This is a genomic window from Thermodesulfovibrio yellowstonii DSM 11347, assembly GCF_000020985.1.
Taxonomy (GTDB): domain Bacteria; phylum Nitrospirota; class Thermodesulfovibrionia; order Thermodesulfovibrionales; family Thermodesulfovibrionaceae; genus Thermodesulfovibrio; species Thermodesulfovibrio yellowstonii.
In genome coordinates this window covers 266,809-289,822 of sequence record NC_011296.1, presented here as the reverse complement: position 1 = coordinate 289,822, position 23,014 = coordinate 266,809, and the positions used below count along the sequence as shown (strand labels likewise).

Here is a 23,014-nt window from a genome sequence, read left to right as displayed (position 1 = left end):
TGGTCACTTAAACTGTACAAAACTGTACAAGTTTAAACGGCTGGGGTATTTTTTACCGCCTTTCAGGTTGTTCCATCCCCAGCTGGCGGTATTTGGAACAACCATAGCCCCCGCCCCAAGAAGCAGGAACTTACGCCCATGCCAAGGTCTCCCCACTTGCCCTAAATGTATTATTCTCCTTAGGACAGAGACATCTCTTAACGTTTTCTCAGGGGAGAGTGGTGTTACCACCGCTACCTTAAGAACTTGCCAGGTTTTGTAGCTACTGCTACAAGTGCCAAGACTTGTTCCATCCAGAGGCCCTGACACCCTCCCTGACTCACTCTTAAGGTTTTGTATAAGATTTTTGACCCTTTCTATCTCTTTGAAATGTTTTCTCTTTAAATATCTATTCTTAACTACTTTCTTTATATAATCCTTCAGTCTATCTAAGTCATCAACATTTAAATGTTCTATAACTTTCATATATCCGTCAGGGATTTGCTCTTTTAGTCCAAGTCCTCTTCTTGCTAAGACATATGCTGCTGCAACGTCCTTACTTATCATATACTGCGGTGCATATTTCAGAAGCCCTATCACTGAGGTATAGGCGGGATTAACTTCTATAACCTGTATACCCTTCCGCTGAGCTAAAACCTTGAGCTTATTTAAGAAGGATCGATAACTAAAGTTATGCCTTATTCTTCTTGACTTCCTTCCAGAGTAATCTCCTCTTCTTCCTTTGTTTTTTATATCTAATCTCTCAATTACTATTGCTTTCTTTCTTTCCTCTGCCAGTTTTACTATCTCATGGGCATATAGCCATCTGTAATATTCCCTTTTGTTTGAACTGCCGCTTGTAAGACACGGCATCGGTATCTTGCCGTAACTTACAAGCTGTCCATTCACATCCGTTTCTGCCCACGCTATGTTATCAGGATATGCATTTATGTCTATGCCTATGACACCGTTTTCTTTTGTTACTAAAGTTTCTGGAGAGTTTTCCTTAATAGCAAAGTAAGCATATATTTTTCCATTTTTTAGCTTTAATTCAACTGAATAAGCTTCCCCACAAGTACCGATTGCTTTAAGCAGTTCTTCTCTGCTTTTTCCTTTTTTCCATCCTGCTTGTATCTTTGCATAGGCATACTTTCTCTCTCCTATATTGATCCTTAGATAAATGCCATTTTCATTTCTCTCAATCCTTGCATTCAGATTTCCCTTCTTACTTCTATCTCCTCTTGAGTAGAGATTGCCCTTTCTTTTTTCCTGCCACATTTGTTTTAATTTCTTGTAAGCCTTTCCGTTTATGTGTCGTTTTTTGAGCTTTTCAAACAAACTCCTACCACCAAATATAACCTTACTCGGATCTTTGCCCTTCTCCTTATAAGAATGAAGCATGCTTTTTGCCTTTGCTATTGCATCGTCTACATATCTTGAGTTTATGTTAAAAACCTCTTGAAGTTTTCTTTTAAGTTCGTTCCTGCTTTTATCTTCTAAAAGCCTGTTGTACGCAAATCTCATACAGGATGACCATCTTCTCATTAAATCTACTACAGCTTGCTTATCTTCTATATTTGAAAAAGCAAGTTTAGTCTGTATCGTTATCATGTCTCCTGCCACCTCTTTGCCCATAAATCCTCCTTTTTTTTGTATCTATATCTATTAATGCACCGAAAGAAAAAACCCCCTTCTGGAAAATTTTCCAGAAGGGGGTTTGCAAACGAAACGGTTTCGCTTGCATACCCCTTTGTGGAACCAGTTCCACAAGGGGGTTTTCTCTGTCATAAAAAAGCTTAGAAAAGTCAGGAAAAGACATGAAAAGCTTAGAAAAGTCACGAAAAGCATAAAATATATGGACCAGCAAAAAAGAGGAAAGAGCTTTTCTGAGCGATACTGAGCTTTTGTGAGCTTTTCTGAGCGATTGTGATATGAAGAAATCCAGAAATGAAAAGTTACCCTATTCGGAAAAGAGCGATTTTATTGAAAAAGAATAAAACAATTCTCCTTTTATAAGAAAAATCAAATCTTCACAGGGCACAAAAAATGAATTTCCAGATAAATTAAGGATTTCAAGGATGGGTAAGGATGGGTAAGGCCGTAAATGCTTGATAATTCTAAATCCTTACCCTATATACATTGTATATATACATGGGTAAGGATGGGTAAGACCATTGATAATACTGGATTCTTACCCATCTTTTATGTTTTTTAGAGGGTAAAAAATACCAGAAAATCAGAAGTGGTAAAAAGTGTATATAAATCAGTTAGTTACAGTCAAGTATTGAGTTGTGCTTACTAAAGATAGAAGGATTTTTGCTTTAAAAAACAATAAGTTAGCATTGGTTGCAAAAATTGGGAAGTTTATAGAAAAAGATGGGTAAGATGGGTAAGGTGGGTAAGAGTTCTTATTTTTCAATAACTTTTCCCTTACCCATCCCCTGAAAGATGGGTAAGGATGGGTAAGGTCTGGGGGAGAATGTCATGATTTTTTTATCCATATCTTTTTTGTTTTGTTGTCTCTCCATACAACCCTTTTTTCGAAGCCTAAAACAGACAAACAGTTGGAAATTCTATCCTGCTGGTGTCTGTGCAAGTCTTTGGCTTCTATTCCTAAAGCAAGTTTAGCTATTTTAGTTATTGTTATTTCATGTATATTATTTAAAGCGATATAATCAGAAATAATAGATTCCCACTCATCATGTCTCCTCACCCGTTCTTGCTCTTTTTCTACTTGTTCAGGCATTTCCCAGTATGACTCTCCCTGTAAGTACCTGTATGTAGCCTCTCCCCAGAGCAGGTCTCTGGTGTTCTGGACATATTCAACATTTCCGGGGTGGCATATTTTCACAGGCCAGAATCTGCTGCCTCCTGAGGGATCTTCGTATACAGTCTCCTCGTTAGTGCTGATCACAAAGATACATCTTCTTGGAAAGTCACGGACAACACGGGAATATGGTGGTCGGAATCTATCAGTGGTAGAAGATATAACAGCTTTGGTTCGGCTGTTGTGAGCTTTTCTGAAAGCATCATTTTCGGGTATCTCAATGATCCAAACTCCCTGGATGGCCATGTAAAAATCTTTTTCAGTAGTAACAGATACGTTCAGTTCCCGGTAGAATTCTCCCCCAAGCGTTGCTATGACTCTGGATTTACTCCAGTTTTGCGGACCCTGTATCACCAGAACATATTTTTGAAAGCAACCTGGATTTAGAGCTCTTGCAACAGCTGATAGAAAAAAATTTTTGGCAACTGTCATAGAATACTTGTCTCTTGGCACTCCAAACACATCTGCAAAAAAATGTTCCAGTCTGTTAATTCTGTCTTTTTCCCACTTCTCTTTGCATTTAAGAAGATACTCTTTAAGTCTATCTCTTTTCCTTTGATATGCAAGATATGATATGGCTTCTCTGAATACCTCAATGGGGATTCTTTTTCCTCCAATTGATTCCTCTGCTTTGGCATGCATTGTAATCTCAATTTCTTCGTCATGCACTCTTTCTCCCCAGAAAAATTTCACGTGAAATTCGTCATAATTTGGCTTTTCATGCGCCATGGTGATACCAGAAATAATTGAAGCAACTCTTTCAATAGTGAGGGGTTTTTTTGAATATCTTTTTCTTATTGCATCGTCAATAATGTCCTGACTTGACTTTTCGGTCCTAAAATTGATAATCTTTTTTTGGGTTTGAGACATGTAGCAACTCCTTTCTCAGTTTTTAGGCAGTCCTCTTAGAGGCTGCCTTTTCTTTTTCACGTTTTTCAATCCAGTCGTGGACTGCCTCTCTGACCAGTTCAGATAGAGTTCTGCCAGATTTTTTAGCAGTGTGGGTGAGAATGTTTCTGATCTCTTTTGAAAGCCTAATCGTTGTTACTTCTCTCCTCATTTTTACCTCCTCTTATTTCAATGTATGCTATATGTAATAATGCAATTCAAAACAAAACCTCCTGCTTTGAAATATTTGAAATAAGATTTTCTTTCTGATTCCTTTTCTGAGCTTGAGCTGCAGGAGTAAGCATGCTAATAATTTCCGTATCAGAGTAGCCTAACTTTTTGAGCCTTTGAATCTCTTCTAACCACTTTTGTTTTTCGGCTAAAGACATACTATTTATAATTGACTCCTCCTCATCTTGTCTCAGGGGGTCAGGAATATTGGGATAGTAGAAATCTATGACTTCTCCATTTTCGTCTAAAACCACTTTGGCTGGTTCGGGGGCTGATTCTGTATCTGGAATATCTGTAATTTTTAAGTTTCTCAAAGCATTTTGAAAAATCAAATCCAGCTGCCATCTTGGTATAAGTTTTTTCTCCAAGATTACTTTAGAAAGCCCATTGCCATTCCTGTATGACTGCCATGCTATCTTGAGCATTTCCTGTGTCACATCCTCATATGTGATATCATCCCTGCCTGCCCTGACAGGGTAGTAGTGTTTGGAGGCATATTTTTTACACTGCTCTTGTATTTGTCTTATATACTCATTTATGTTACTTTGTAACTTCATGTCTTTAATCTATCATGTTACAAAGTAACATGTCAAGAGGATTTGCTATTTTTTTGATTTAAAATTTTTATAGGGGTATAAAATTTTGTTACAATGTAACAGATGTGTTATACTTGATTGCATTATGTATAGTAGGAGGTGATGAAGATGACAATAGCTGAGAGGCTTTTAAAGTTGAGAAACATATTGGGGGTAACACAAGAAAGATTGGCGGGGTTTCTATCGCTTAACAGAAGCTTTTTAGCTCAAATTGAGGCAGGAATTAGAAAACCGTCTCCACAAACTTTAATGGTATTAGAGAAAGAGGTGGGTATATCAAAAAAATGGTTAGAAACTGGCGAGGGTTTAATTTTTGCAGATTCTGAAAAAGCTTTAAGTGTTTTAAAAAGCAAAGACAAATACAGTATAGAAGAAATTTTCTACATTTTATCACAAGTTCAGAACGTGTACTCTTTTTTTAAAGATTTTTCTGTATCAAAAGATATAGCTATTTATGTTTTTGAAATTTTGTCTAAATTTTCTCTTGTTTCTGAAAATGAATTAGAAAAATACAAAAAAGCAATCAAAAATGAGAGTGTTGCATGGGGTAGGCTTATGGATAAGATGATTGCTTACATCACAAATTATATTGTTGAAAGAGATTTTGATATAACTGAAGAGCTTAAAAGTGAACTTCAAAAACTAATTCAGGATTGGGGTATGTATGTTTTTATTGCGGCTACTATGCATGAGAAAAAGTTAGTTCCCCTAGAGAGTATTTACATTGATTTGGAAGTTTTAAAAAATTTCAAACAAAACAAAAATGCTTTGGTAGAATATGAGAAACAAATCCCAAGGGGTGTGTTTGAAGCTGAAAGAATAAAACTCAGTTTTGATGGTCATTTTGTGCTTGATTTTGCTGGCAAGGGATTTATTGAGTTTGAGAAAGAGAAGTTGTTTGGATTTATATCTACTGTTCTCAATATCAAAAACGATGAAAAAAAGAAAATGCTTGACTATGAAATTTTTTATACTGAGTATGAGAAGCTGGCTAATATAAAACAAAAAGATATCACATTGTCTTTGTCACTTAAGGAATTCGAATGTTTACGAGAGTGCTTTAAAAAGATTAAAGAAAACACAAAACTCTGGCAGTGGTTGCAAATGTGTTACATCGAAAAGTATGGGTTTATGTAGTGGTGGAAAATTTTTCCACCGATTGATTTTCTCTCTCTGGCGGGGTAAAATAAAGTATGGAAAGCTTGATGATAGATAAGGATTTACAGGAAAAAGCAAAGAAAGTATTTAAAAAGTATAATCTTTCTTTAAATGAAGGGATTAATATGCTGTTAAGGCAGATTGTGAAGGAGAAAAAACTTCCTTTAGAAGCTGGTAAAGAGCTTAAAAAAGCTATTGAGGAATCCAGAAAAGGTAAGGTTGTTGCCTTTAAAAACACTGAAGAACTCTTGAAAGAAATCAGAAAATAGCACTCCTTGAAAAAACTCACCACTACAAAGAGATTCCTTAAACATTACAAAAAGAGAGTATCTGACAAGGATGATGAGATTTTCAAGTATGTTGTAGATAAATTACTTAAGGGTGGAAAACTTGAGAGAAAATTCAGAGATCATCAATTAAGTGGAGATTTAAGAGAATTTAGGGAATGTCACTTAAAAAATGATTTGTTGCTGATATATCAGGCTTTTGAAGACGAAATAAGGCTTATAGATATTGGTTCACATGCTCAATTATTTAGGTAAGATAGTGTGATAAAACTGTGATAAACTTATCCAAAAACTGTGATTTTTCACAATCAAAAATCAAGCAAATAAGCCAAGTTCTGAGTTTTGTTGTTTTATGGCATTCAAGAGGTCGTGGGTTCGACTCCCATCAGCTCCATTTTATTTCTCAAGGGTTTGCACCAAGTGACACACTCCTAAAAAATTTTAATTCAGGAATTTAGTTTTTGATATTAGAGATACATAATAGTTACGAATAGTTGCTCAACAAGTTCTAAAATGACTATATACAATGATACTATGATGATATTTTACACTACGGCTGATTAATATTTCATTGTGGTTTTTTTAATATTTATTTTAGAATTAAAAAATGAATGAACAGGAAAACATTCATCCAAAAATCCGTAACAGAAGAGTTCATCTTGCAAATGAAAGAACCTTTCTTGCATGGATAAGAACAAGTATTGGGATAATGGCATTTGGATTTGTTGTTGAAAAGTTTGCTCTTTTTGTAAAACAGTTTTCTATTTTTATTGGCAAAGAAATCTCCACAATGCCTCATTCAGGATACTCTTCATTCTTTGGTATATTCTTGGTTGCTCTTGGAGCTATTATGGGTTTTCTTGCTTTTATCAGATATAAAAAAGTTGAAAAACAGATTGATGAAGACACCTATCAGCATTCAGTTTTGCTTGATATCCTCCTTGTGATTTCTCTCCTTGCAATAGCTGTTTTTTTAATAATTTACATGTTACACAGCATTTAAGTTGTTACAAACTAAGGGTTATAATTTTTTTGACCACACTTTATTTTGAAAGTATTGGATTGTTTCTAAATTATTTTTGATATAATTAAAAACTATATTCTCTTGTATAGGAGGAATATCATGAAAAAATTAATTTTTCTATTGTTGATTATTCTTTTACCTGTAGCCTCCTTTGGAGCTACGGAAATAACATGGTATGGACATTCAAGTTTCAAAATCCAGACTCCAAATGGCAAAGTATTACTAATAGACCCATGGCTTACTAACCCTGCAAATAAAGAAGGTAAAAGACATCTAAAAGAACTCCCTAAAGTTGATCTTATTCTATTAACCCATGCTCACGGAGACCACATTGGAAATTCTATAGAAATAGCTAAGGAAACAGGGGCTAAACTTGTTGCTACATATGATTTAGGGAAAGCTATAGTTAAATATGCAGGATATCCTGAAAAACAGTTTGGCTATGAAACTACAGGTAATTTTGGTGGAGAAATAACTCTGCTTAACGGAGAAGTTAAAATTCTATTTGTGCCAGCAGTTCATAGTTCTGCTTTAGAAATTCCAGATTCACCCAAAAGTCTTATTTATGGAGGAAATCCTGGTGGTTTCTTAATTTCAATAAAAAATGGACCAACACTCTATCATACAGGAGATACTGATTTATTTGAGGACATGAAACTACTTGGCTTAATGTACAAAGTTGACATTATGATGGTATGTATTGGAGATAAATTCACCATGGGACCAAAAAGAGCAGCTATTGCAACAAAATTTGTTAATCCAAAGATGGTAATCCCCATGCACTTTGGCACTTTTCCTATGCTTAACGGAACTGTTGAAGAGTTTGAAAAAGAAATCGCAGAGCAAAAAATTCAAACAAAAATTTTAAAAATAAAAATAGGAGAAACTGTCAAAATAGAATAAATTTTATCGGTAAATAAGAAAAAGCTTATATAACTTGCCATTTTTTGTTCAAGATTGCTACTATAAAAAGATTTAAAAATTTTCGGAGGTGAATTATGTATTTATTGAATTTAATAACAGATGCTTTTGCAATGGGACCTGCACCTCAAGGTGGCGGTCAAGGAGATCCAATAATGAGTCTCGTTGCAAGCCTTTTACCCCTGGTATTAATTATTGTTGTCTTCTATTTTCTTCTAATTAGACCACAGCAAAAAAGAGCAAAAGAACATAGGCAGATGCTTGAAAATCTTAAAAGAGGCGATAAGGTAATAACAGTGGGTGGACTTTACGGTGTAGTAGATAGTGTAAATCCAAATACAGTGATTCTTAAGGTTGCTGAAAATGTGAAATTAAAATTTTCAAAGCAGTCAATCGCTGCACTAAGACCTGCAACAGACGAGGATTAATAAGTTTTCATGAGAAAAGGCATATACCTTAGAATAGCTCTTATTGCCTTTACTGTTATTCTTGCAATTATTTTCTTTTTACCGAATACACCTTTGTTTAGCTATATGCCTGGGTGGTGGAAAAAGAATCTTCCACACAAAGGAATTGTTCTCGGACTTGACCTTAGAGGTGGTTCTCATCTGATTTTTGAGGTTGACCTCAAAAGAGCAAGAGAAATAACAGTTGAGAGAATTGGCATGCATCTTCAGAGCCTTCTTGAAAAAAAGGGGCTAAAACCTTCTGTAAAAGTTCAAGGAGAAAAGATATTTATTCAGCCTGTGAATGAAGATGTTAAAAAAATTATTAAAGAAAACTATGCAGACCTTTCAATTTCTGAACATGGTGGCAATATTATCTGCGAACTTCCAGAAACTGCCTTTAAAAGAGTTGAAACAACATCAGTTGAGCAGGCAATAGAAGTAATTCGTAATAGAATTGACCAACTCGGGGTTGCAGAGCCTGCAATTCACAAACAGGGAGAAAATGAGATTGTTGTGCAACTGCCAGGGGTAAAGGACCCCAAAAAAGCTCTTGAAATAATAGGAAAAACAGCCCAGCTTGAGTTTAAACTTCTTGATGAGGAAACAACTCTCTGGAAACAACTTCCTTCATTAATAAAGGCTGGAGAGGAAGATACTTTTTTAAATCAATGGAAGTCTAAGCTTCCAGAAAGCGATGAAATAGTTTTCCAGAAGATTGTAAACAAAGAAACAGGAGAGGTTTATAAAAGACCATATATTGTCAAAAAAGATGTGCTTCTTACAGGTGACCTTCTTGCAGAGGCTCATGTAAGTATTGACCAGAGATTTAATGAACCCTATGTATCTTTAAGATTCAATGACGCAGGAGCAAAAATTTTTGAAGATATCACAGGTAAATATGTAAAGAGAAGACTTGCAATAATACTTGATGGGAATCTCTATTCAGCTCCTGTAATTCAAGAAAAAATTGAAGGTGGTAATGCCCAGATTTCAGGTAGTTTCACTCTTGAAGAAGCTAAAGATTTGGCAATAGTCTTAAGAGCAGGTGCGCTTCCAGCACCTGTAAAGCTTATTCAAAATGTGACAGTTGGTCCAACATTGGGTAAAGACTCAATTGAAGCAGGGAAAATGGCTGTAATCATAGCATCAATTTTTGTTTCTCTGTTTATGATTATCTATTATCGTCTAAGTGGAGTTATCGCTGATTTTGCTCTGATACTTAATATTATTCTTCTTATTGGTGCATTAGCTGCTTTGAATGCTACACTAACATTACCAGGCATTGCAGGCATTGCTCTTGCAGTTGGCATGGCTGTAGATTCAAACGTGCTCATGTTTGAAAGAATAAGAGAAGAATTGAGACTGGGCAAAACTCCTAAGGCAGCTATAGAAACAGGTTATAAAAAGGCATTCTGGACCATCTTTGACTCTCATGTGACAACGCTTATTACAGCAGCAGTGCTTTTCCATTTTGGTTCTGGACCTATAAAAGGTTTTGCTGTTACTCTGTCCTTGGGCGTTGCTATAAATCTTTTTACTGCTTTAATTGGAACGAAAACAGTTTTTGACTTCATATACATAGGAAAGGAGCGTAAGAGCCTGAGCATATGATACAGATTCTTGGCAAGACAAATATTGATTTTCTTGGGAAAAAATATATTGCCCTGGCGCTTTCATGCATAATGATAATTCTTGGTATATTTGCTATATTTCAGATTCATGCAGGTAAAGCAAATCTTGGAGTAGATTTTGCAGGAGGTTTAAGTCTTCAGATAAGATTTTCCCAACCTGTAACCCTTGCTGAAGTAAGAACTGTTTTAGATAAGGCAGGGATAAAGGATGCAGATATACAGGAACTGCCAACAGAAAAAAAGATTCTTATAAAACTTAAAAAACAGCAGGAAGGCATACAGGATACCATTGAAAAAGCATTAAAAGAAAATCTCACTGCTAAAGAGCCTATTATTGAATCAGTTACTGAGATAGGACCTAAAATAGGTGAAAGAACAAAAAGGGATGCTCTTTTTGCAATTTTAGCAGCTACAGCAGGCATTCTTATTTATATTGCAATCAGATTTAAATTTCATTTTTCCATTGGTGCAACTGTAGCAACTTTTCATGATGTAATGGCGGTACTTGGAATTTTTTATATTCTTGATAAGGAAATAAACTTAATTTTTATTAGTGCTCTTCTTACGATCGCCGGTTATTCTCTTACAGATACGGTGGTAGTATTTGATAGAATTCGTGAAAATCTTGGGAAAGTTGCAAAAGGCACAATGACTCTTGAAGCTTTGATGAATAAAAGCATAAATGAAGTTTTATCAAGAACTATAGTGACATCACTTACAACTTTAATGGCAGCAGTGGCATTATTCTTTTTCGGTGGAGAAGTTTTGCATGATTTCGCCCTTGCCATGATACTGGGAATTTTAGTGGGGACATACTCTTCCATTTTTGTGGCAAGTCCTGTTGTCCTTCTTCTTGGTAAAAACTCTCTAATCAAGAGATAAAATGCAGTATTCAGAATGGGTTGTTGTAAAAACAAATCAGGAGTATCTTCAATATATATCAAAGTCTCTGAATATAACTATTCCAACTGCACAGGTTTTACTATCAAAAGGACTTAAAGATATTGATGAGATATATTCCTTTCTTAATCCCAACATAGATAATATTGATCCTTTTGAAATTACAGGAATTTATGAAGCCACAAAAATAATAGATGCAGCAATAAAATCAGAAACTAAAATTTTAATTAACGGTGATTATGATGCAGATGGTTTAACCTCAACAGCCATACTTTACGATATTCTCATAAAAAAGGGAGCAAAAGTTTTTTACCATATTCCACATAGAATACAACATGGATACGGATTAAGTATAAGAAGCATAGAAGAAGCAAAAAAAATCGGGGCAAAACTCATAATAACAGTTGACTGCGGGATAAGAGATTTTGAAGCAGTGGAATATGCTAATAAAGAAGGCATTGGTGTTATAATTACAGACCACCACGAACCTTTGAGATTAAATGAAGAAGTTGTTACTCCTCATGCTTTAGCAGTAATAAATCCAAAAATTGATGGCAAGCCCTATTACAACTATCTTGCTGGAGTTGGGGTTGCCTTTATGCTTGCTATGGCTTTAAGTCGTGAAGAAGCACTCGGATATTTAGACCTTGTAACTTTGGGAACTTATGCTGACATGGTTCCACTTATCCATGCTAATAGAACACTTATTAAACACGGATGGGAGATGATTGACTCTCCTGTAAGAAATTCTATAAAAATGCTTAAGAATATTGCAGGAATAAATTCAAACTCCATCAGAGGTTTTCATTTAAGCTTCTGTCTTATCCCAAGAATAAATGCACCTGGCAGAATAGACCAAGCAGGAGATGTAGTTAGATTTTTAATTTCTGAAGATGAATCTGAGCTTGATAGCCTGAGCAAATGGTTAAATCAGATTAATTCTATGAGGCAAAAAACTGAAGAAAAAATAATGGCAGAAGTTGAAGAGAAGCTTTCTAAGGAGTTTGATGATGAGCCTGTTATAGTTCTATGGGGAGATTGGCATCCTGGAGTAGTTGGTACAGTAGCAAGTAAGCTTATGGATAAATTCAATAGACCTGCCTTCATATTATCTATTCAAGGAGAAAAGGCAAAGGGTTCTGCAAGAAGTCCAGCAGGGATAGACCTACAGGAATTTTTAAATGCTTCTAAGGATTTACTTATAAGATTTGGGGGACATAAGCAGGCAGCAGGAATGACTCTTTTAAAAGATAATCTCTATGCCTTTAAAGAAAAACTCTGTCTTATTGCTCAAGAGATAGTAAGGGATGATAAAAATATACTTCTTCTTGACGCTGCTGTAAATCTGAATGAGGTTACAGAAAAGGTAGCAGAAGAAATATCTCTTCTTGAACCCTTTGGCGAGGGCAATCGGGAACCTCTTTTTGGAGCAAAGGAACTTACTGTGTTAAATTTAAGAAAAGTAGGAAATAATCATCTTAAAATGTTTTTAAGACAAAATGGAAATACCATCGGAGCAATAGGATTTGATATGGGAGATGCACAAATTTTAGAAGGCTCACTGATTGATGCAGCATTTACACCATCAATTAATGAGTGGGAAGGAATGAAAAGTCTTCAACTACAGCTTAAAGCATTAAGAAGGACACAAAAATGAGATTTACAGTTACAGATTTGCTAATGAAGAAAAAAGAAAAACAGAAAATTACAATGTTAACTGCCTATGACTATCCCTTTGCCCATCTTGTTGACGAAGCTGGAATAGACATGATTTTAGTAGGAGATTCTCTTTCAATGGTTGTTCAAGGAAATGAAACTACTTTACCGGTAACAATGGATGATATGCTCTATCATACAAAAATAGTTGTCAAATCAACAAAAAGAGCTATGGTTGTAGCTGATATGCCTTTTATGTCCTATCAGGTAAGTATTGAAGAGGCTGTAAGAAATGCAGGCAGATTAATTAAAGAAGCTGGTGCTCATGCTGTTAAACTTGAGGGGGGCAGAGAAATACTATCTCATGTAAAAGCAATAACCGAAGCTGAGATTCCAGTTATAGGTCATCTTGGACTTACTCCTCAGGCATTTCTCAGAATGGGTGGATACAGGCTTCAAGGCAAAACAGAAGAACAGGCAAAAAGAATAATAGAGGACGCCTTGAGATTACAGGATAAAGGTGCAGTAGCAATTGTTCTTGAGGTAATTCCTTCAGAACTTGCAAAAGAGATTACAGAAAGCCTTGAAATTCCTACAATAGGAATTGGTGCAGGTGTGCACTGCGATGGACAAGTTCTTGTAATTCATGACCTTCTTGGACTTTTTGAAAAATTTACACCTAAATTTGTAAAAAAATATGCCAATCTGAGAGAAGATGTTTTAAAGGCAATAATAAAATACAAAGAAGAAGTTGAAAAAGGAGAGTTTCCTGATAAAGAGCATTCTTTTTAAAGGAGGAAGCTGTGTTACCACCTGAAAAACAGTTTGAAATAATTAAAAGAGGCACTGTTGAAATAATTCTTGAAGAAGACCTTAAAAAGAAGCTTGAAAAAGCATACAAAGATAAAAAACCATTAAGAATAAAAGTCGGCTTTGATCCAACTGCTCCTGATATTCATCTTGGACATACAGTTTTACTTGAAAAAATGAGACAGTTTCAGGAACTCGGGCATGAAGTAATTTTTCTAATTGGGGATTTTACAGGAATGATTGGAGACCCTTCAGGAAAAACAGAAACAAGAAAACCTCTTACAAGAGAAGAAGTTTTAAAAAATGCAGAAACATATAAAGAACAAGTTTTTAAAATACTTCATCCTGAAAAAACAGATATAAGATTCAATAGTGAATGGTTTGCTTCTATGACAGCACTTGATATGTGTAGACTTGCAGGTGCAGAGACAGTGGCACGGATGCTGGAAAGAGAAGACTTCAAAAAGAGGTTTACTGAAGGAAGACCAATTACAATCCTTGAATTTCTATATCCACTTCTTCAAGCCTATGACTCAGTATATCTCAAAGCTGACATAGAACTCGGCGGAACTGATCAGAAATTTAATCTTCTTATGGGAAGACAGCTTATGAAGATGTATGGAATGGAAGAGCAAGTAATAATAACTATGCCTCTTTTAGAAGGACTTGATGGAGTACAGAAGATGTCAAAAAGTCTTGGAAACTACATTGGGATAAATGAACCACCTGATGAAATGTTTGGGAAGTTAATGTCAATAAATGATGAGTTAATGCTCAAATATTATGAACTTTTAAGCCATATATCAATTGAGGAACTTAATGAGCTTAAAACAGGGATAAAGGAAGGCAGAATAAATCCAAGAGATGCGAAAGAATCCTTAGCCTTTGAAATTGTAAACAGATATCATGGCAGAGAATATGCAGAAAAAGCAAGGGAGAATTTTATCAGGCTTTTCAGGAAAAGGGAGATTCCCGAGGAAATTGAAACTGTAGAAATAAAAGAAGAAAAACAAGGTGTATGGCTACCAAAAATTCTTAAAGAAAGTGGTATCATAAAAAGCACTTCAGAGGCTGTAAGGCTCATCAAGCAAGGTGGAATAAGGGTGAATGATGAGCAGATAACAAATCCAGATATTAAGCTTACAGCCGGAGAATATATTGTAAGAATTGGCAAAAGAAGATTTATTAAGATAAAGGTTCATACCTGATTACTTTGTAATTTTATCTTCCCAGATAGATACTTTTCTGTCACCCAGAGCAATAGCAATGGGTCTACTTTTGTTGAGGATGAGATTCTTCACCTTCGGTTCAGAATGACACAGTGGAAAACTCAGGATGACATAAAAAACTCGGAATTACAACAAAAGAACCGCATCAGGACGCCACAATAGAGATTAGAGAAGTATAATGGGTCCTTAAAATATAGCAATACAATTATCTCACAATATTCATCAATTCATTGAGCATATTATCTGTTGTTGTAATGACTCTCACATTTGCCTGATAAGCTCTCTGTGCTGCAATCATTCGGATAAATTCCTCTGCAAGGTCTACATTACTTGCTTCAAGAGAGTTTGCATAGACTTTGCCAACACCAACAGTTCCTGGTGCACCGTAGGTTGGACCACCTGATGCATAGGATTCAAGATAAAGATTATTTCCTACCTTTGTAAGATTGTGTGCTGCAACAAACTTTGCAAGCACAACCTGAGCAACTTTTTTAACCTGTCCATTTGTAAATACTCCAGAAATTACTCCATCTTGGTCAACAGTAACAGCTATGAGATTACCTGCAGAATAACCATTCTGATTCTGAAAGACAACTGCATTTGAAGAACCATACTGGGTTGAGTTGTTCAAATCTATATCAACATTCTGAGGCGATGTGACTCCCCAACTTGAAAAATCTAATGCTGCTGTTGGCCTAAAAGTTGGATCAGGAGGAGTATGAGGAGTTGTTACATAAACATCAGAAAGCGCACCATTGCTGTCAAATGCTATGGTTACAGGCTGTGTTGTACCACTATCAAAATCAACCTCAACATAATTGGTGCCTGTAGCACTATTATTATACACTACATGAGCTTCCCATGTATTTGCAGCTGTTTTACAAAAATAGGTATAAACCAGATGGGGATTGCCCTGACTATCATATATGGTGATAGCTGTAGAATAATTATAAGTTCCAGCAACCGGTAATGTTGACCCAGATGTAAAGCTCCAAGTTGTTGTATCTTCTCTTGAATCCAAATTTACCTGGGTGGTTATAAGATCTGTTGCTGATGGGTCACTCATTAAGCCAGCAAGATAAACATTCCCTATTGCGCCAGTTACATTACCATTAACGTCCATCTGGTATGCCTGAAGGAGGTATCCATTTGGGTCAACTATATAACCATCTTTGTTTACTCTAAACTGTCCGGCGCGGGTATAATAGGTTGGTCCATTAGGTTGCTGAACAACAAAAAATCCATCTCCCTCTATGGCGAGGTCAAGAGGATTTGAAGTTGTCTCAAGAGTTCCCTGTGTAAAAAGTTTCTGAATGTCTATAATCATAGTTCCTCTACCTACCTGCATTGCAGAAGCTCCACCGAGAGTCTGACTGAGAATATCAGCAAAATTTGCCCTGCTTGCCTTAAATCCTACTGTATTTGCATTGGCAATATTATCACCTATGACAGAAAGTGCCAGTCCATTTGCATTCAGTCCACTTATTCCAGTAAAAAGTGATGTTAACACAGTATCACCTCCTAAGCCTTTATTTCCTTGATTTGATTCATGCTTATATATTGCTCACCTGTATTTATTTTCAGCACCCCATCCTCTACTGCAATTCCCTGTGCTTTGTATTCAGTACCATCTGTAGTAACAATAGTTTTACCGATTATTGTTGAACCAATCATCAGTGCATTTGAGTATACTTGAGAATTCGCCAATTGTTCCAGAGTATTGTTTATGTTTATAACTTGTTCAAGAGCTGAAAACATGGCAAGCTGTCCAACAAACTCTGTGTTATCCATAGGATTTAATGGGTCTTGATATTTTAGCTGAGCAGTAAGAAGTTTGAGAAAAGCTTCTTTGTCTATCTGGCTGTTACCTGTAGCAGTTGTTTTCTCTTGCACCGTATAAAGTGGATTATTAAATATAGTTGTTACGTCTGACATTTTAACCTCCTATGCAAAGTATTCAATAAATTTTTCATTACCCCTATATCTTTTTTGCCCCTGTCCATTGTAAGAATCAGAATAACCTCTGTGCTCTTTTGTTAAATCAAGTAAAAAATCAGAAACTTTTACTCCTGATGACTGAAGATTGCTTTTAATTTCTGGAATAAGTCCTGTAAGAGCTTCTTTTACATGAGGATAATCAACCTTCATATCAGCCCTGACACCTGCATTATCCATAGAAAGCTTAATCAGTATTTTACCAAGTTCAGGTGGTTCAAGTTGCACTATAATTGTTTTCTGAGAACTGGATAGAGCTTTAAAAACTATATCTGAAACTTCTTTAAGCTGAGTAAAGGGAAGTTCAACTTTTTGTTGAACATCATTAATCTCACTGTTTTTGGACTGAACATTGTTAAATATATTTAATTGCAATGATAGCTTGTCATTATTAAGGATTTTTTCTACTTTATCAGTATTAAAAAATTTAGACTTAATATCTTGATTCTCTGAATAGCTCTCATTAACAATGTTTAAAAGAAATGATTTATTTTGATTAGAGTTGTCAGGTTGTATATTTAATTTAAATAGCTCTGTGGCTTGATCATTTTTAGTTTGCTGGGAATTTAAAATATTAACTAATTCTTTTGAGTTTTCTGTATTTAAAAAGCTTTTTGCATCAACACTCTCAAAAAAGCTTTGAATGTCATATTTATCATTATTAGACTTCAGATTTTGTAAAAAATTATTCAAATCCTTGATATCTATCTGTCCTTCCTTAAGAAGATTGAAAAGAGTTGTTTTTAGAGCAGGAGAAAATTCTACAGACTGAGAAATTTCTTGAAAATTTTTAATGTCCTGCAATAAGAAATTCTGGAAAGATGCAAAAGGAAAAATAAAAAAGTTATTATCAGTTGAGCCATCAGTTGAGATATCTTTGTTTTCAAAGAGAAGTTTTAGAAGTTCATTAAAAATATCATCAGACCCTGTAGACTGATTTGTTGATGTTACTTGGTTTTTGATTATGTTTAATTCATCCAAATTAATGTTTCCTACTAATATCATGCAAAAGAGTAATTCAATCTTTATGCCAGTTTTGATATGTTGATTTTTCACGATTTTTTATTGAGAAAAAATAGATACTAAAGAGAAAAAAATTCCTACTTGGACGATTTTTCCTTTATAGCAACGATTTTTTTGGAAAGAATTGCTGCTTTTTCAGGATTAACATTAGCAAGAATTTTTGCTGCCTGACGGGGTTTTATGGCAAGCAGAAGAATAGTTGCTGTATCTTCATCAAGCTTTTCAAGCCTTGTTGCAGCTTCTTCAGGAGGCATTTGTTCATATATTTTTGCAAGTCTCTGATAGTTTTCTGCCTGAGCTTTTTCAAGCTGTGCTTTAAGTTCCTCCTGCTGTTTTATTTTTGCATCAATTTCATTTTTAAGTTTTTTCAATTCTTCTGTCTTTTTAGATAGGTCTTCCTGAAGAATTTTTAACCTGTCTTCTTCTATACTTGTTGCCTGCTTAGTTGATGTCTGCTGTCCAATTAAAGTACCAGCAGCCAGACCTAAAACAAGAATTAATACTGAAAAAATAATTGCCCTTTTAAGCATCATCCACTCCTTATCCGACTTGTAAAAATATCAGCGGCTATTTTTTCTTCAAGTTTTTCTCTTTCGTTTTTAATTTTGCCAATTAGCTTATCATTAAGTTGTTCAATTTTCTTTTTCTCTTTAAATGCTTCCTCATATGCCTGTCTCTGCTTTTCAAGTTCTTCATCTATTTTCTGAAGTATTTTTTCAGTTTCCATTAACTGTGCAATAAGATACTGTATCTCATTATAGATTGAAGTGAGTTCCTCTGAGGTAAAAAAAGAACAAGAGGAAAATCCTGAACTAAATCTTTCTTCCAATTCTCTCATATACATCTCTATTTTTCGCCTATCTGACATAATTTTTGCAAACTTCTGTTTTTCAAGCTCTTCTTCCCATTCTTTTAATTTAAATATCATATTTAATGTTCTTGTATTCATTAATCTTCAAACAAACTATAAAGTTTTTGAAGGCTTTCCTTAAAATCAGCCTTTTCGCTTATATCCTGTTTTAAGAAGCTGTTTATTTTATCCATCATCTTAATTGCAAAATCAACTTGTGCATTTGTTCCTTCTTTGTATGCCCCGATATTTATAATATCTTCATATCTGGCATAAGTTGCAATAATATCAAGGAGTCTACCAGCATATTTAAGATGTTTATCATCTACTATGTCTTTCATCAACCTGCTTATACTTTTTAATGGATCAATTGCTGGATAGTGGTTTCTATTTGCAAGTTCTCTGCTTAGAACTATGTGACCATCAAGGATTGCTCTTGATGCATCAGCAACAGGGTCTGTAAGATCATCTCCTTCAACAAGAACAGTGTATATTCCTGTTATTGACCCACCATTTTTTATAACGCCGACTCTTTCAAGAAGCTTAGGCATTAAATTAAAAACACTCGGAGGATATCCTTTCATTGTAGGAGGTTCACCCGCTGCAAGTCCTATTTCTCTCTGAGCCATTGCAAAACGAGTGAGAGAATCCATAAGTAAAAGCACATGTTTACCTTGCTCTCTGAAATACTCTGCTATGGCAGTTGCTAAAAATGCGCCTCTAATGCGTGCAAGGGCTGGAGCATCAGATGTTGAAACAACAACAACTGATTTTTTTAATCCATCAGCAAGATCATTTTCAATAAACTCTCTTACTTCTCTGCCTCGCTCACCAATCAGTGCTATTACATTTATATCAGCTGAAGTATATCTCGCAATCATTCCAAGTAAAACACTTTTACCAACCCCGCTTCCTGCCATAATCCCAATTTTCTGTCCCTTACCACATGTTATGAGTGCATTTATTGCTCTAATGCCAAGGTCAAGAGGTTCTTTAATTATTTCTCTTTCAAGAGGATTTATAACTTCCTTATATATTGGAAAGGGCTTTCCTTTTAATGAAACTCCACCATCAATAGGATTTCCTGTTCCATCAATTATTCTTCCAAGAATATCATTATTTAAGGGGATGTAACTTTGTTTTCCCTTTACAGCAATTGTTGCTCCTGCTTTTATCCCGTAAACTTCACCAAGAGGAGAAAGCAAAATAGTTCCATTTTTAAATCCAACAACCTCTGCTTCAACACTGTTTTCATCAGTGATAATCTCACAAATATCTCCAATGCTTGCATCTATTCCAACACTCTCAACAATAAGTCCGACAGCCTTTGTTACTTTACCATAAATTTTAATCGGACTTATTTCTTCCAAAACTTCTTCAGCTTTGCTGAGAAATGACTGAATTGAGAGCATTCTCTATCTCCTTGAGCCTCTGCTCAATTGTTGATACAATGTGCTGAGATTGAGTTTCAATCCAGCATCCTCCTTTTGTTATATCAGGAGAAGACTCTATTTGAAGTTTTGCTTTGTCAATGTCAAGTTCATTAATTTTGTTTGCAATGAAATCATAATCCTCTGGATTAAGCTTTATAATAATCCTGTCTTCATTAAAAGGAACAGATTTTAAAGTTTCCTTGACAATTGAAAAAGTTACTTCTCTGTCAAGGGAAATCTTTGTGGCTACAATTTTTTCTGCTATTTTAAAAGCAAATTTTAAAATCTGTGGAAGAAAAAATTCTATTTGTTTTTCTTTAAAAAGAGATAATTCTTTTATTATGTTTTTAAAAAATTGAGTTGCTCTGAGAAATTCATCTGATTTTTCTTTTATCTCCTTCTGACTCTTATTAAATCCTTCTTCATAACCCTTACTAAGACCTTCATTATATCCAACTTCATATCCCTTGTTAAACCCCTGTTCATAACCTTTTTTTATAAGGTCTTCATCAAAGTTATTTTCGTGTTTGTCAATTGCTATCTTCTTATTTTCATCAAAGGATAAAGGAACATAAGGCTTAATATCCTCAGGTAACAATTGCTTCACCTCCTCTTTTACCAACTACAATTTTACCCTCTTCCTCAAGTTTTCTTGCGACTCTCACAATGTTCATCTGAGCCTTCTCAACATCTGAGACTCTCACAGGTCCTTTTGCTTCCATTTCCTCTTTAAGAATCTCAACTGCTCTACTTGACATGTTCTTAAATATCTTTTCTTTTAATTCCTCTGATGCCATTTTCAGTGCAAGTGCAAGGTCATCAGTTGAGATCTCTTTAAGAATTGTCTGGATACCTCTATCATCAACATAGATAAGGTCTTCAAAGGTAAACATAAGTTTTCTAATTTCATCAGCTAAAATTGGGTCTTTCTCTTCAATATTTTTAAGAATCAGTTCCTCACTTGTTCTGTCCATCTGATTAAGTATTTCAGCAACTGTCTTTACTCCTCCTATTCTTCTTGATTGCGTATATGAACGCAGCTGGCTCTGAAGTACGTCTTCAAGTTCAGTCAAAATTGTAGGAGAAATCTGTTCAAGATTTGCAATTCTTTGAGAAATTTCTATTTTAAACTGTTCAGGAAACTTGCTTAAAACTTCTGCTGCCTGTGTAGGTTCTAAATGAGCAAGTATAATTGCTATAGTTTGAGGATGCTCTCTCTGAAGCATTGTTGCTATCGCAGATGAATCAAGCCACCTCAAAATATCAAAAGCAGAAGCACCACTTTCTATCTTGCTTATAAGCTTTGCTGCCTGTTCTTCTCCAAATGCTTTTGTAAGTATTGTTTTTATATACTCTTCATCAACCATGACCGGAGCAGTGCCAACTTTTTCGGCAAACTCATTTAGAATTGCCTCAGCTTCTTCTTGAGTAAGCTTTATTCTTGACATCATAGGAATAATTCTGGCAAGCTCAATAGGGTCAAAATGTTTAAAAAGTTCTGTTGCTGCATCTTCGCCAATTAAAGAAAGAAGAGCAGCAACTTTTTCTACCCCTGAAAATTTCCTCATCTGTAATCTCCACTATCTTTTCGGGAATTTGCTTTGCATTATTCAGTTATCCACTCTCTCAGTATTGCAATAACTTTCTTAGGATTGGTTCTTGCTATGTGTCTTATCTCTTCTCTGATGTCTCTTTCTTTCATTACAGGAGGCACAGCTTCTTCTGATATAACAATCTCTTTTTTCTTAATTTTTTCTTCCACAGGTTTTTTAAGGAGTTCAATAATGGGTTTGACAACAAAAAGAATTATAAGCGCAATAATAACAAGAGGTATCAGATATTTAAGAATTGTTGTTGCTATCCCCCAATAATCAATACCTGGTTTTTCTTCGGGCACAATCTCAAATGGAATGCTCTCAACTATCACATAATCTCCTCTTTCTTTATTATATCCTATTGATGCCTGAACAAGCTCTTGATATTTTTTAATTTCTTCATCACTTCTTGGAACATAAACTTTTTTACCCTTTTCTTCCTTATAAATTCCATCTATCAGAACAGCAACAGATATCTTTTTTATTTGACCTGTGGACTGCAAAATTTTGCTTATACTTTTACTTACTTCATAATTTATACTTTCCTGTTGTTTTTGAGACTGTATGTTCTGCTGGGTAGCGCCTGTCTGAGGTTGTCCCGGCTGATTTGATAGCACCCCGGGGATTCCTCCTTGCTGAGGTGACATTGTCTTTTCCTGTGTACGCTGTTCATTTCTTATCGCAATTGTATCAGGATCATACTTTTCTTCAACTTTTTCAACCTTTGAAAAATCTATATCTGCAGAAACTCTGACTATTGCTTTCCCCTTGCCTACTATATTTTCAAGCATGCTCTGAATGTTTTTCTCATATGTTTTTTCAATATTTCTTTTATATTCAATATGCGTAGCCTCTGCAAGTTGAGTTGAGTCTTTTGGTGCAGAAAGAAGATTCCCATATTGGTCAACTACTGTTACATATTGGGGAGAAAGACCTTCAACACTGCTTGAGACAAGATGAACTATGCTTGACACCTGTTCTTTTGAAAGAGCTCTGCCTGGCTTAAGCTTTAAAACCACAGATGCTGTTGGATGATCTTCTTTTTCTGTAAAAATTGATTTTTCTGGAATGGCTATATGAACTCTCACTTGATCAACTTCCTGAAGCTGTTTTATTGTCCTTTGAAGTTCACCCTGTAGAGCTCTTATATAATTTACACGCTGAGAAAACTCAGTAAGCCCTATTTGAGTTTTATCAAATATCTCAAAACCAACTCCGCCTCCTGATGGAATTCCCTGTGAAGCAAGCTCAAGTCTCAGCTCATGAACTTTCTGAGAAGGAACATATATTGCATTGTCTTTTACTTGATAGGGAACTTTTTTCTCTTTAAGCTTATTTATAACATTCCCAGCATCTTCAGCAGAAAGATTACTGTATAAAACCTGATAATCCTGTTTGGGCAACCATAGGAATAAAGTTAAAATTATAGCAAAAACAATAAGAGTAAGCCCTGCAAGAGCTAATTTTCTGTTTAAGGGCATGTTTTTGATGTTTTCTAATACTGTTTTAACTCTATCTGTAATTGCCATTTT

At 35.1% G+C, this 23,014-nt stretch carries 24 protein-coding genes; 11 read left to right on the top strand and 13 right to left on the bottom strand.

Translation table 11 applies throughout. The features are described 5' to 3' along the window. Positions 1–3: 3 nt before the first annotated feature. The 4 genes from THEYE_RS01435 to THEYE_RS01420 all read right to left on the bottom strand — a co-directional run bounded on the left by THEYE_RS01435 (position 4) and on the right by THEYE_RS01420 (position 4,482). Positions 4–1,590, bottom strand: a complete 1,587-nt coding sequence (locus THEYE_RS01435; protein WP_164924887.1) for an SSO2105 N-terminal domain-containing protein — start codon at positions 1,588–1,590, stop codon at positions 4–6. A gap of 871 nt (positions 1,591–2,461) precedes the next feature. Beyond that, on the bottom strand, positions 2,462–3,676 hold the full coding sequence (locus THEYE_RS01430) for a virulence-associated E family protein (RefSeq protein ID WP_012545068.1): 1,215 nt from the start codon (positions 3,674–3,676) through the stop codon (positions 2,462–2,464). 22 nt (positions 3,677–3,698) lie between these two features. After that, positions 3,699–3,866, bottom strand: coding sequence for a ribbon-helix-helix protein, CopG family (locus tag THEYE_RS01425; protein WP_012545219.1), 168 nt, complete (start codon positions 3,864–3,866; stop codon positions 3,699–3,701). 46 nt (positions 3,867–3,912) lie between these two features. After that, positions 3,913–4,482 carry a hypothetical protein gene (locus tag THEYE_RS01420; protein ID WP_012546299.1) on the bottom strand — a complete coding sequence of 190 codons (570 nt, stop codon included), beginning with the start codon at positions 4,480–4,482 and terminating at the stop codon, positions 3,913–3,915. 141 nt (positions 4,483–4,623) lie between these two features. On the opposite strand from THEYE_RS01420, the gene THEYE_RS01415 reads away from it, so the two are divergent. The 11 genes from THEYE_RS01415 to tyrS all read left to right on the top strand — a co-directional run bounded on the left by THEYE_RS01415 (position 4,624) and on the right by tyrS (position 14,565). Continuing rightward, entirely contained in the window at positions 4,624–5,658 is a 1,035-nt protein-coding gene (locus THEYE_RS01415; protein WP_339156126.1) for a helix-turn-helix domain-containing protein, read from the top strand. A 56-nt stretch (positions 5,659–5,714) separates the two neighbouring features. Further along, complete coding sequence (locus tag THEYE_RS01410) at positions 5,715–5,948, top strand: type II toxin-antitoxin system RelB/DinJ family antitoxin (RefSeq protein ID WP_164924802.1); 234 nt, start codon at positions 5,715–5,717, stop codon at positions 5,946–5,948. Positions 5,949–5,954: 6 nt separating this feature from the next. Next, the gene (locus tag THEYE_RS01405) at positions 5,955–6,221 is read left to right on the top strand and encodes a type II toxin-antitoxin system YafQ family toxin (protein WP_012545790.1); all 267 of its coding nucleotides are present in this window, start codon (positions 5,955–5,957) and stop codon (positions 6,219–6,221) included. A 352-nt stretch (positions 6,222–6,573) separates the two neighbouring features. Then, on the top strand, positions 6,574–6,969 hold the full coding sequence (locus THEYE_RS01400) for a YidH family protein (protein WP_012545148.1): 396 nt from the start codon (positions 6,574–6,576) through the stop codon (positions 6,967–6,969). A 120-nt stretch (positions 6,970–7,089) separates the two neighbouring features. Further along, a complete protein-coding gene (locus THEYE_RS01395; protein WP_012546070.1) occupies positions 7,090–7,893 on the top strand; it encodes a metal-dependent hydrolase in 804 nt (267 codons plus the stop codon). 95 nt (positions 7,894–7,988) lie between these two features. Then, positions 7,989–8,339 carry a preprotein translocase subunit YajC gene (yajC, locus tag THEYE_RS01390; RefSeq protein WP_012545404.1) on the top strand — a complete coding sequence of 117 codons (351 nt, stop codon included), beginning with the start codon at positions 7,989–7,991 and terminating at the stop codon, positions 8,337–8,339. A 9-nt stretch (positions 8,340–8,348) separates the two neighbouring features. Further along, complete coding sequence (gene secD, locus THEYE_RS01385) at positions 8,349–9,971, top strand: protein translocase subunit SecD (protein ID WP_012546364.1); 1,623 nt, start codon at positions 8,349–8,351, stop codon at positions 9,969–9,971. Next, the gene (secF, locus tag THEYE_RS01380) at positions 9,968–10,873 is read left to right on the top strand and encodes a protein translocase subunit SecF (protein ID WP_012545001.1); all 906 of its coding nucleotides are present in this window, start codon (positions 9,968–9,970) and stop codon (positions 10,871–10,873) included. Before secD ends, secF begins: the two co-directional genes overlap by 4 nt. Before the next feature lies 1 nt (position 10,874). Beyond that, entirely contained in the window at positions 10,875–12,548 is a 1,674-nt protein-coding gene (recJ, locus tag THEYE_RS01375) for a single-stranded-DNA-specific exonuclease RecJ (protein WP_012546723.1), read from the top strand. After that, positions 12,545–13,339, top strand: a complete 795-nt coding sequence (gene panB / locus THEYE_RS01370) for a 3-methyl-2-oxobutanoate hydroxymethyltransferase (RefSeq protein WP_012545863.1) — start codon at positions 12,545–12,547, stop codon at positions 13,337–13,339. The genes recJ and panB overlap by 4 nt, the downstream gene beginning before the upstream one ends. A gap of 11 nt (positions 13,340–13,350) precedes the next feature. Then, on the top strand, positions 13,351–14,565 hold the full coding sequence (gene tyrS / locus THEYE_RS01365; protein WP_012546544.1) for a tyrosine--tRNA ligase: 1,215 nt from the start codon (positions 13,351–13,353) through the stop codon (positions 14,563–14,565). Between the two features lie 226 nt (positions 14,566–14,791). Here the strand turns inward: tyrS and THEYE_RS01360 are convergent, their stop codons facing one another. The 9 genes from THEYE_RS01360 to fliF all read right to left on the bottom strand — a co-directional run bounded on the left by THEYE_RS01360 (position 14,792) and on the right by fliF (position 23,011). Then, a complete protein-coding gene (locus THEYE_RS01360) occupies positions 14,792–16,096 on the bottom strand; it encodes a flagellar hook protein FlgE (RefSeq protein ID WP_012545614.1) in 1,305 nt (434 codons plus the stop codon). A gap of 11 nt (positions 16,097–16,107) precedes the next feature. Continuing rightward, entirely contained in the window at positions 16,108–16,521 is a 414-nt protein-coding gene (locus THEYE_RS01355; protein WP_012545323.1) for a flagellar hook assembly protein FlgD, read from the bottom strand. Between the two features lie 9 nt (positions 16,522–16,530). Continuing rightward, positions 16,531–17,586, bottom strand: coding sequence for a flagellar hook-length control protein FliK (locus THEYE_RS01350; protein ID WP_164924801.1), 1,056 nt, complete (start codon positions 17,584–17,586; stop codon positions 16,531–16,533). A gap of 95 nt (positions 17,587–17,681) precedes the next feature. Continuing rightward, entirely contained in the window at positions 17,682–18,134 is a 453-nt protein-coding gene (locus THEYE_RS01345) for a MotE family protein (protein ID WP_012545029.1), read from the bottom strand. Beyond that, entirely contained in the window at positions 18,134–18,553 is a 420-nt protein-coding gene (locus THEYE_RS01340; RefSeq protein ID WP_012546714.1) for a hypothetical protein, read from the bottom strand. The genes THEYE_RS01345 and THEYE_RS01340 overlap by 1 nt, the downstream gene beginning before the upstream one ends. After that, on the bottom strand, positions 18,553–19,866 hold the full coding sequence (locus THEYE_RS01335) for a FliI/YscN family ATPase (RefSeq protein ID WP_012545917.1): 1,314 nt from the start codon (positions 19,864–19,866) through the stop codon (positions 18,553–18,555). Before THEYE_RS01335 ends, THEYE_RS01340 begins: the two co-directional genes overlap by 1 nt. Next, positions 19,832–20,494: a FliH/SctL family protein gene (locus THEYE_RS01330; RefSeq protein WP_164924799.1), complete on the bottom strand. Its 663-nt coding sequence runs from the start codon at positions 20,492–20,494 to the stop codon at positions 19,832–19,834. The genes THEYE_RS01335 and THEYE_RS01330 overlap by 35 nt, the downstream gene beginning before the upstream one ends. Then, positions 20,475–21,455 carry a flagellar motor switch protein FliG gene (fliG, locus tag THEYE_RS01325; RefSeq protein ID WP_012545416.1) on the bottom strand — a complete coding sequence of 327 codons (981 nt, stop codon included), beginning with the start codon at positions 21,453–21,455 and terminating at the stop codon, positions 20,475–20,477. The genes THEYE_RS01330 and fliG overlap by 20 nt, the downstream gene beginning before the upstream one ends. 38 nt (positions 21,456–21,493) lie before the next feature. Beyond that, positions 21,494–23,011 (bottom strand): flagellar basal-body MS-ring/collar protein FliF, encoded by a 1,518-nt coding sequence (gene fliF / locus THEYE_RS01320; protein WP_012546552.1) that lies wholly within the window; start codon positions 23,009–23,011, stop codon positions 21,494–21,496. Positions 23,012–23,014: the final 3 nt, after the last annotated feature.

Bases quoted from the DNA above. Each gene is read 5' to 3' on its own strand.
- THEYE_RS01435 (WP_164924887.1), bottom strand. From the start codon at position 1,590: ATGATAACGATACAGACTAAACTTGCTTTTTCAAATATAGAAGATAAG.
- THEYE_RS01430 (WP_012545068.1), bottom strand. From the start codon at position 3,676: ATGTCTCAAACCCAAAAAAAGATTATCAATTTTAGGACCGAAAAGTCA.
- THEYE_RS01425 (WP_012545219.1), bottom strand. From the start codon at position 3,866: ATGAGGAGAGAAGTAACAACGATTAGGCTTTCAAAAGAGATCAGAAAC.
- THEYE_RS01420 (WP_012546299.1), bottom strand. From the start codon at position 4,482: ATGAAGTTACAAAGTAACATAAATGAGTATATAAGACAAATACAAGAG.
- THEYE_RS01415 (WP_339156126.1), top strand. From the start codon at position 4,624: ATGAAGATGACAATAGCTGAGAGGCTTTTAAAGTTGAGAAACATATTG.
- THEYE_RS01410 (WP_164924802.1), top strand. From the start codon at position 5,715: ATGGAAAGCTTGATGATAGATAAGGATTTACAGGAAAAAGCAAAGAAA.
- THEYE_RS01400 (WP_012545148.1), top strand. From the start codon at position 6,574: ATGAATGAACAGGAAAACATTCATCCAAAAATCCGTAACAGAAGAGTT.
- THEYE_RS01395 (WP_012546070.1), top strand. From the start codon at position 7,090: ATGAAAAAATTAATTTTTCTATTGTTGATTATTCTTTTACCTGTAGCC.
- yajC (WP_012545404.1), top strand. From the start codon at position 7,989: ATGTATTTATTGAATTTAATAACAGATGCTTTTGCAATGGGACCTGCA.
- secD (WP_012546364.1), top strand. From the start codon at position 8,349: ATGAGAAAAGGCATATACCTTAGAATAGCTCTTATTGCCTTTACTGTT.
- secF (WP_012545001.1), top strand. From the start codon at position 9,968: ATGATACAGATTCTTGGCAAGACAAATATTGATTTTCTTGGGAAAAAA.
- recJ (WP_012546723.1), top strand. From the start codon at position 10,875: ATGCAGTATTCAGAATGGGTTGTTGTAAAAACAAATCAGGAGTATCTT.
- panB (WP_012545863.1), top strand. From the start codon at position 12,545: ATGAGATTTACAGTTACAGATTTGCTAATGAAGAAAAAAGAAAAACAG.
- THEYE_RS01355 (WP_012545323.1), bottom strand. From the start codon at position 16,521: ATGTCAGACGTAACAACTATATTTAATAATCCACTTTATACGGTGCAA.
- THEYE_RS01350 (WP_164924801.1), bottom strand. From the start codon at position 17,586: ATGATATTAGTAGGAAACATTAATTTGGATGAATTAAACATAATCAAA.
- THEYE_RS01345 (WP_012545029.1), bottom strand. From the start codon at position 18,134: ATGCTTAAAAGGGCAATTATTTTTTCAGTATTAATTCTTGTTTTAGGT.
- THEYE_RS01340 (WP_012546714.1), bottom strand. From the start codon at position 18,553: ATGAATACAAGAACATTAAATATGATATTTAAATTAAAAGAATGGGAA.
- THEYE_RS01335 (WP_012545917.1), bottom strand. From the start codon at position 19,866: ATGCTCTCAATTCAGTCATTTCTCAGCAAAGCTGAAGAAGTTTTGGAA.
- fliG (WP_012545416.1), bottom strand. From the start codon at position 21,455: ATGAGGAAATTTTCAGGGGTAGAAAAAGTTGCTGCTCTTCTTTCTTTA.
- fliF (WP_012546552.1), bottom strand. From the start codon at position 23,011: ATGGCAATTACAGATAGAGTTAAAACAGTATTAGAAAACATCAAAAAC.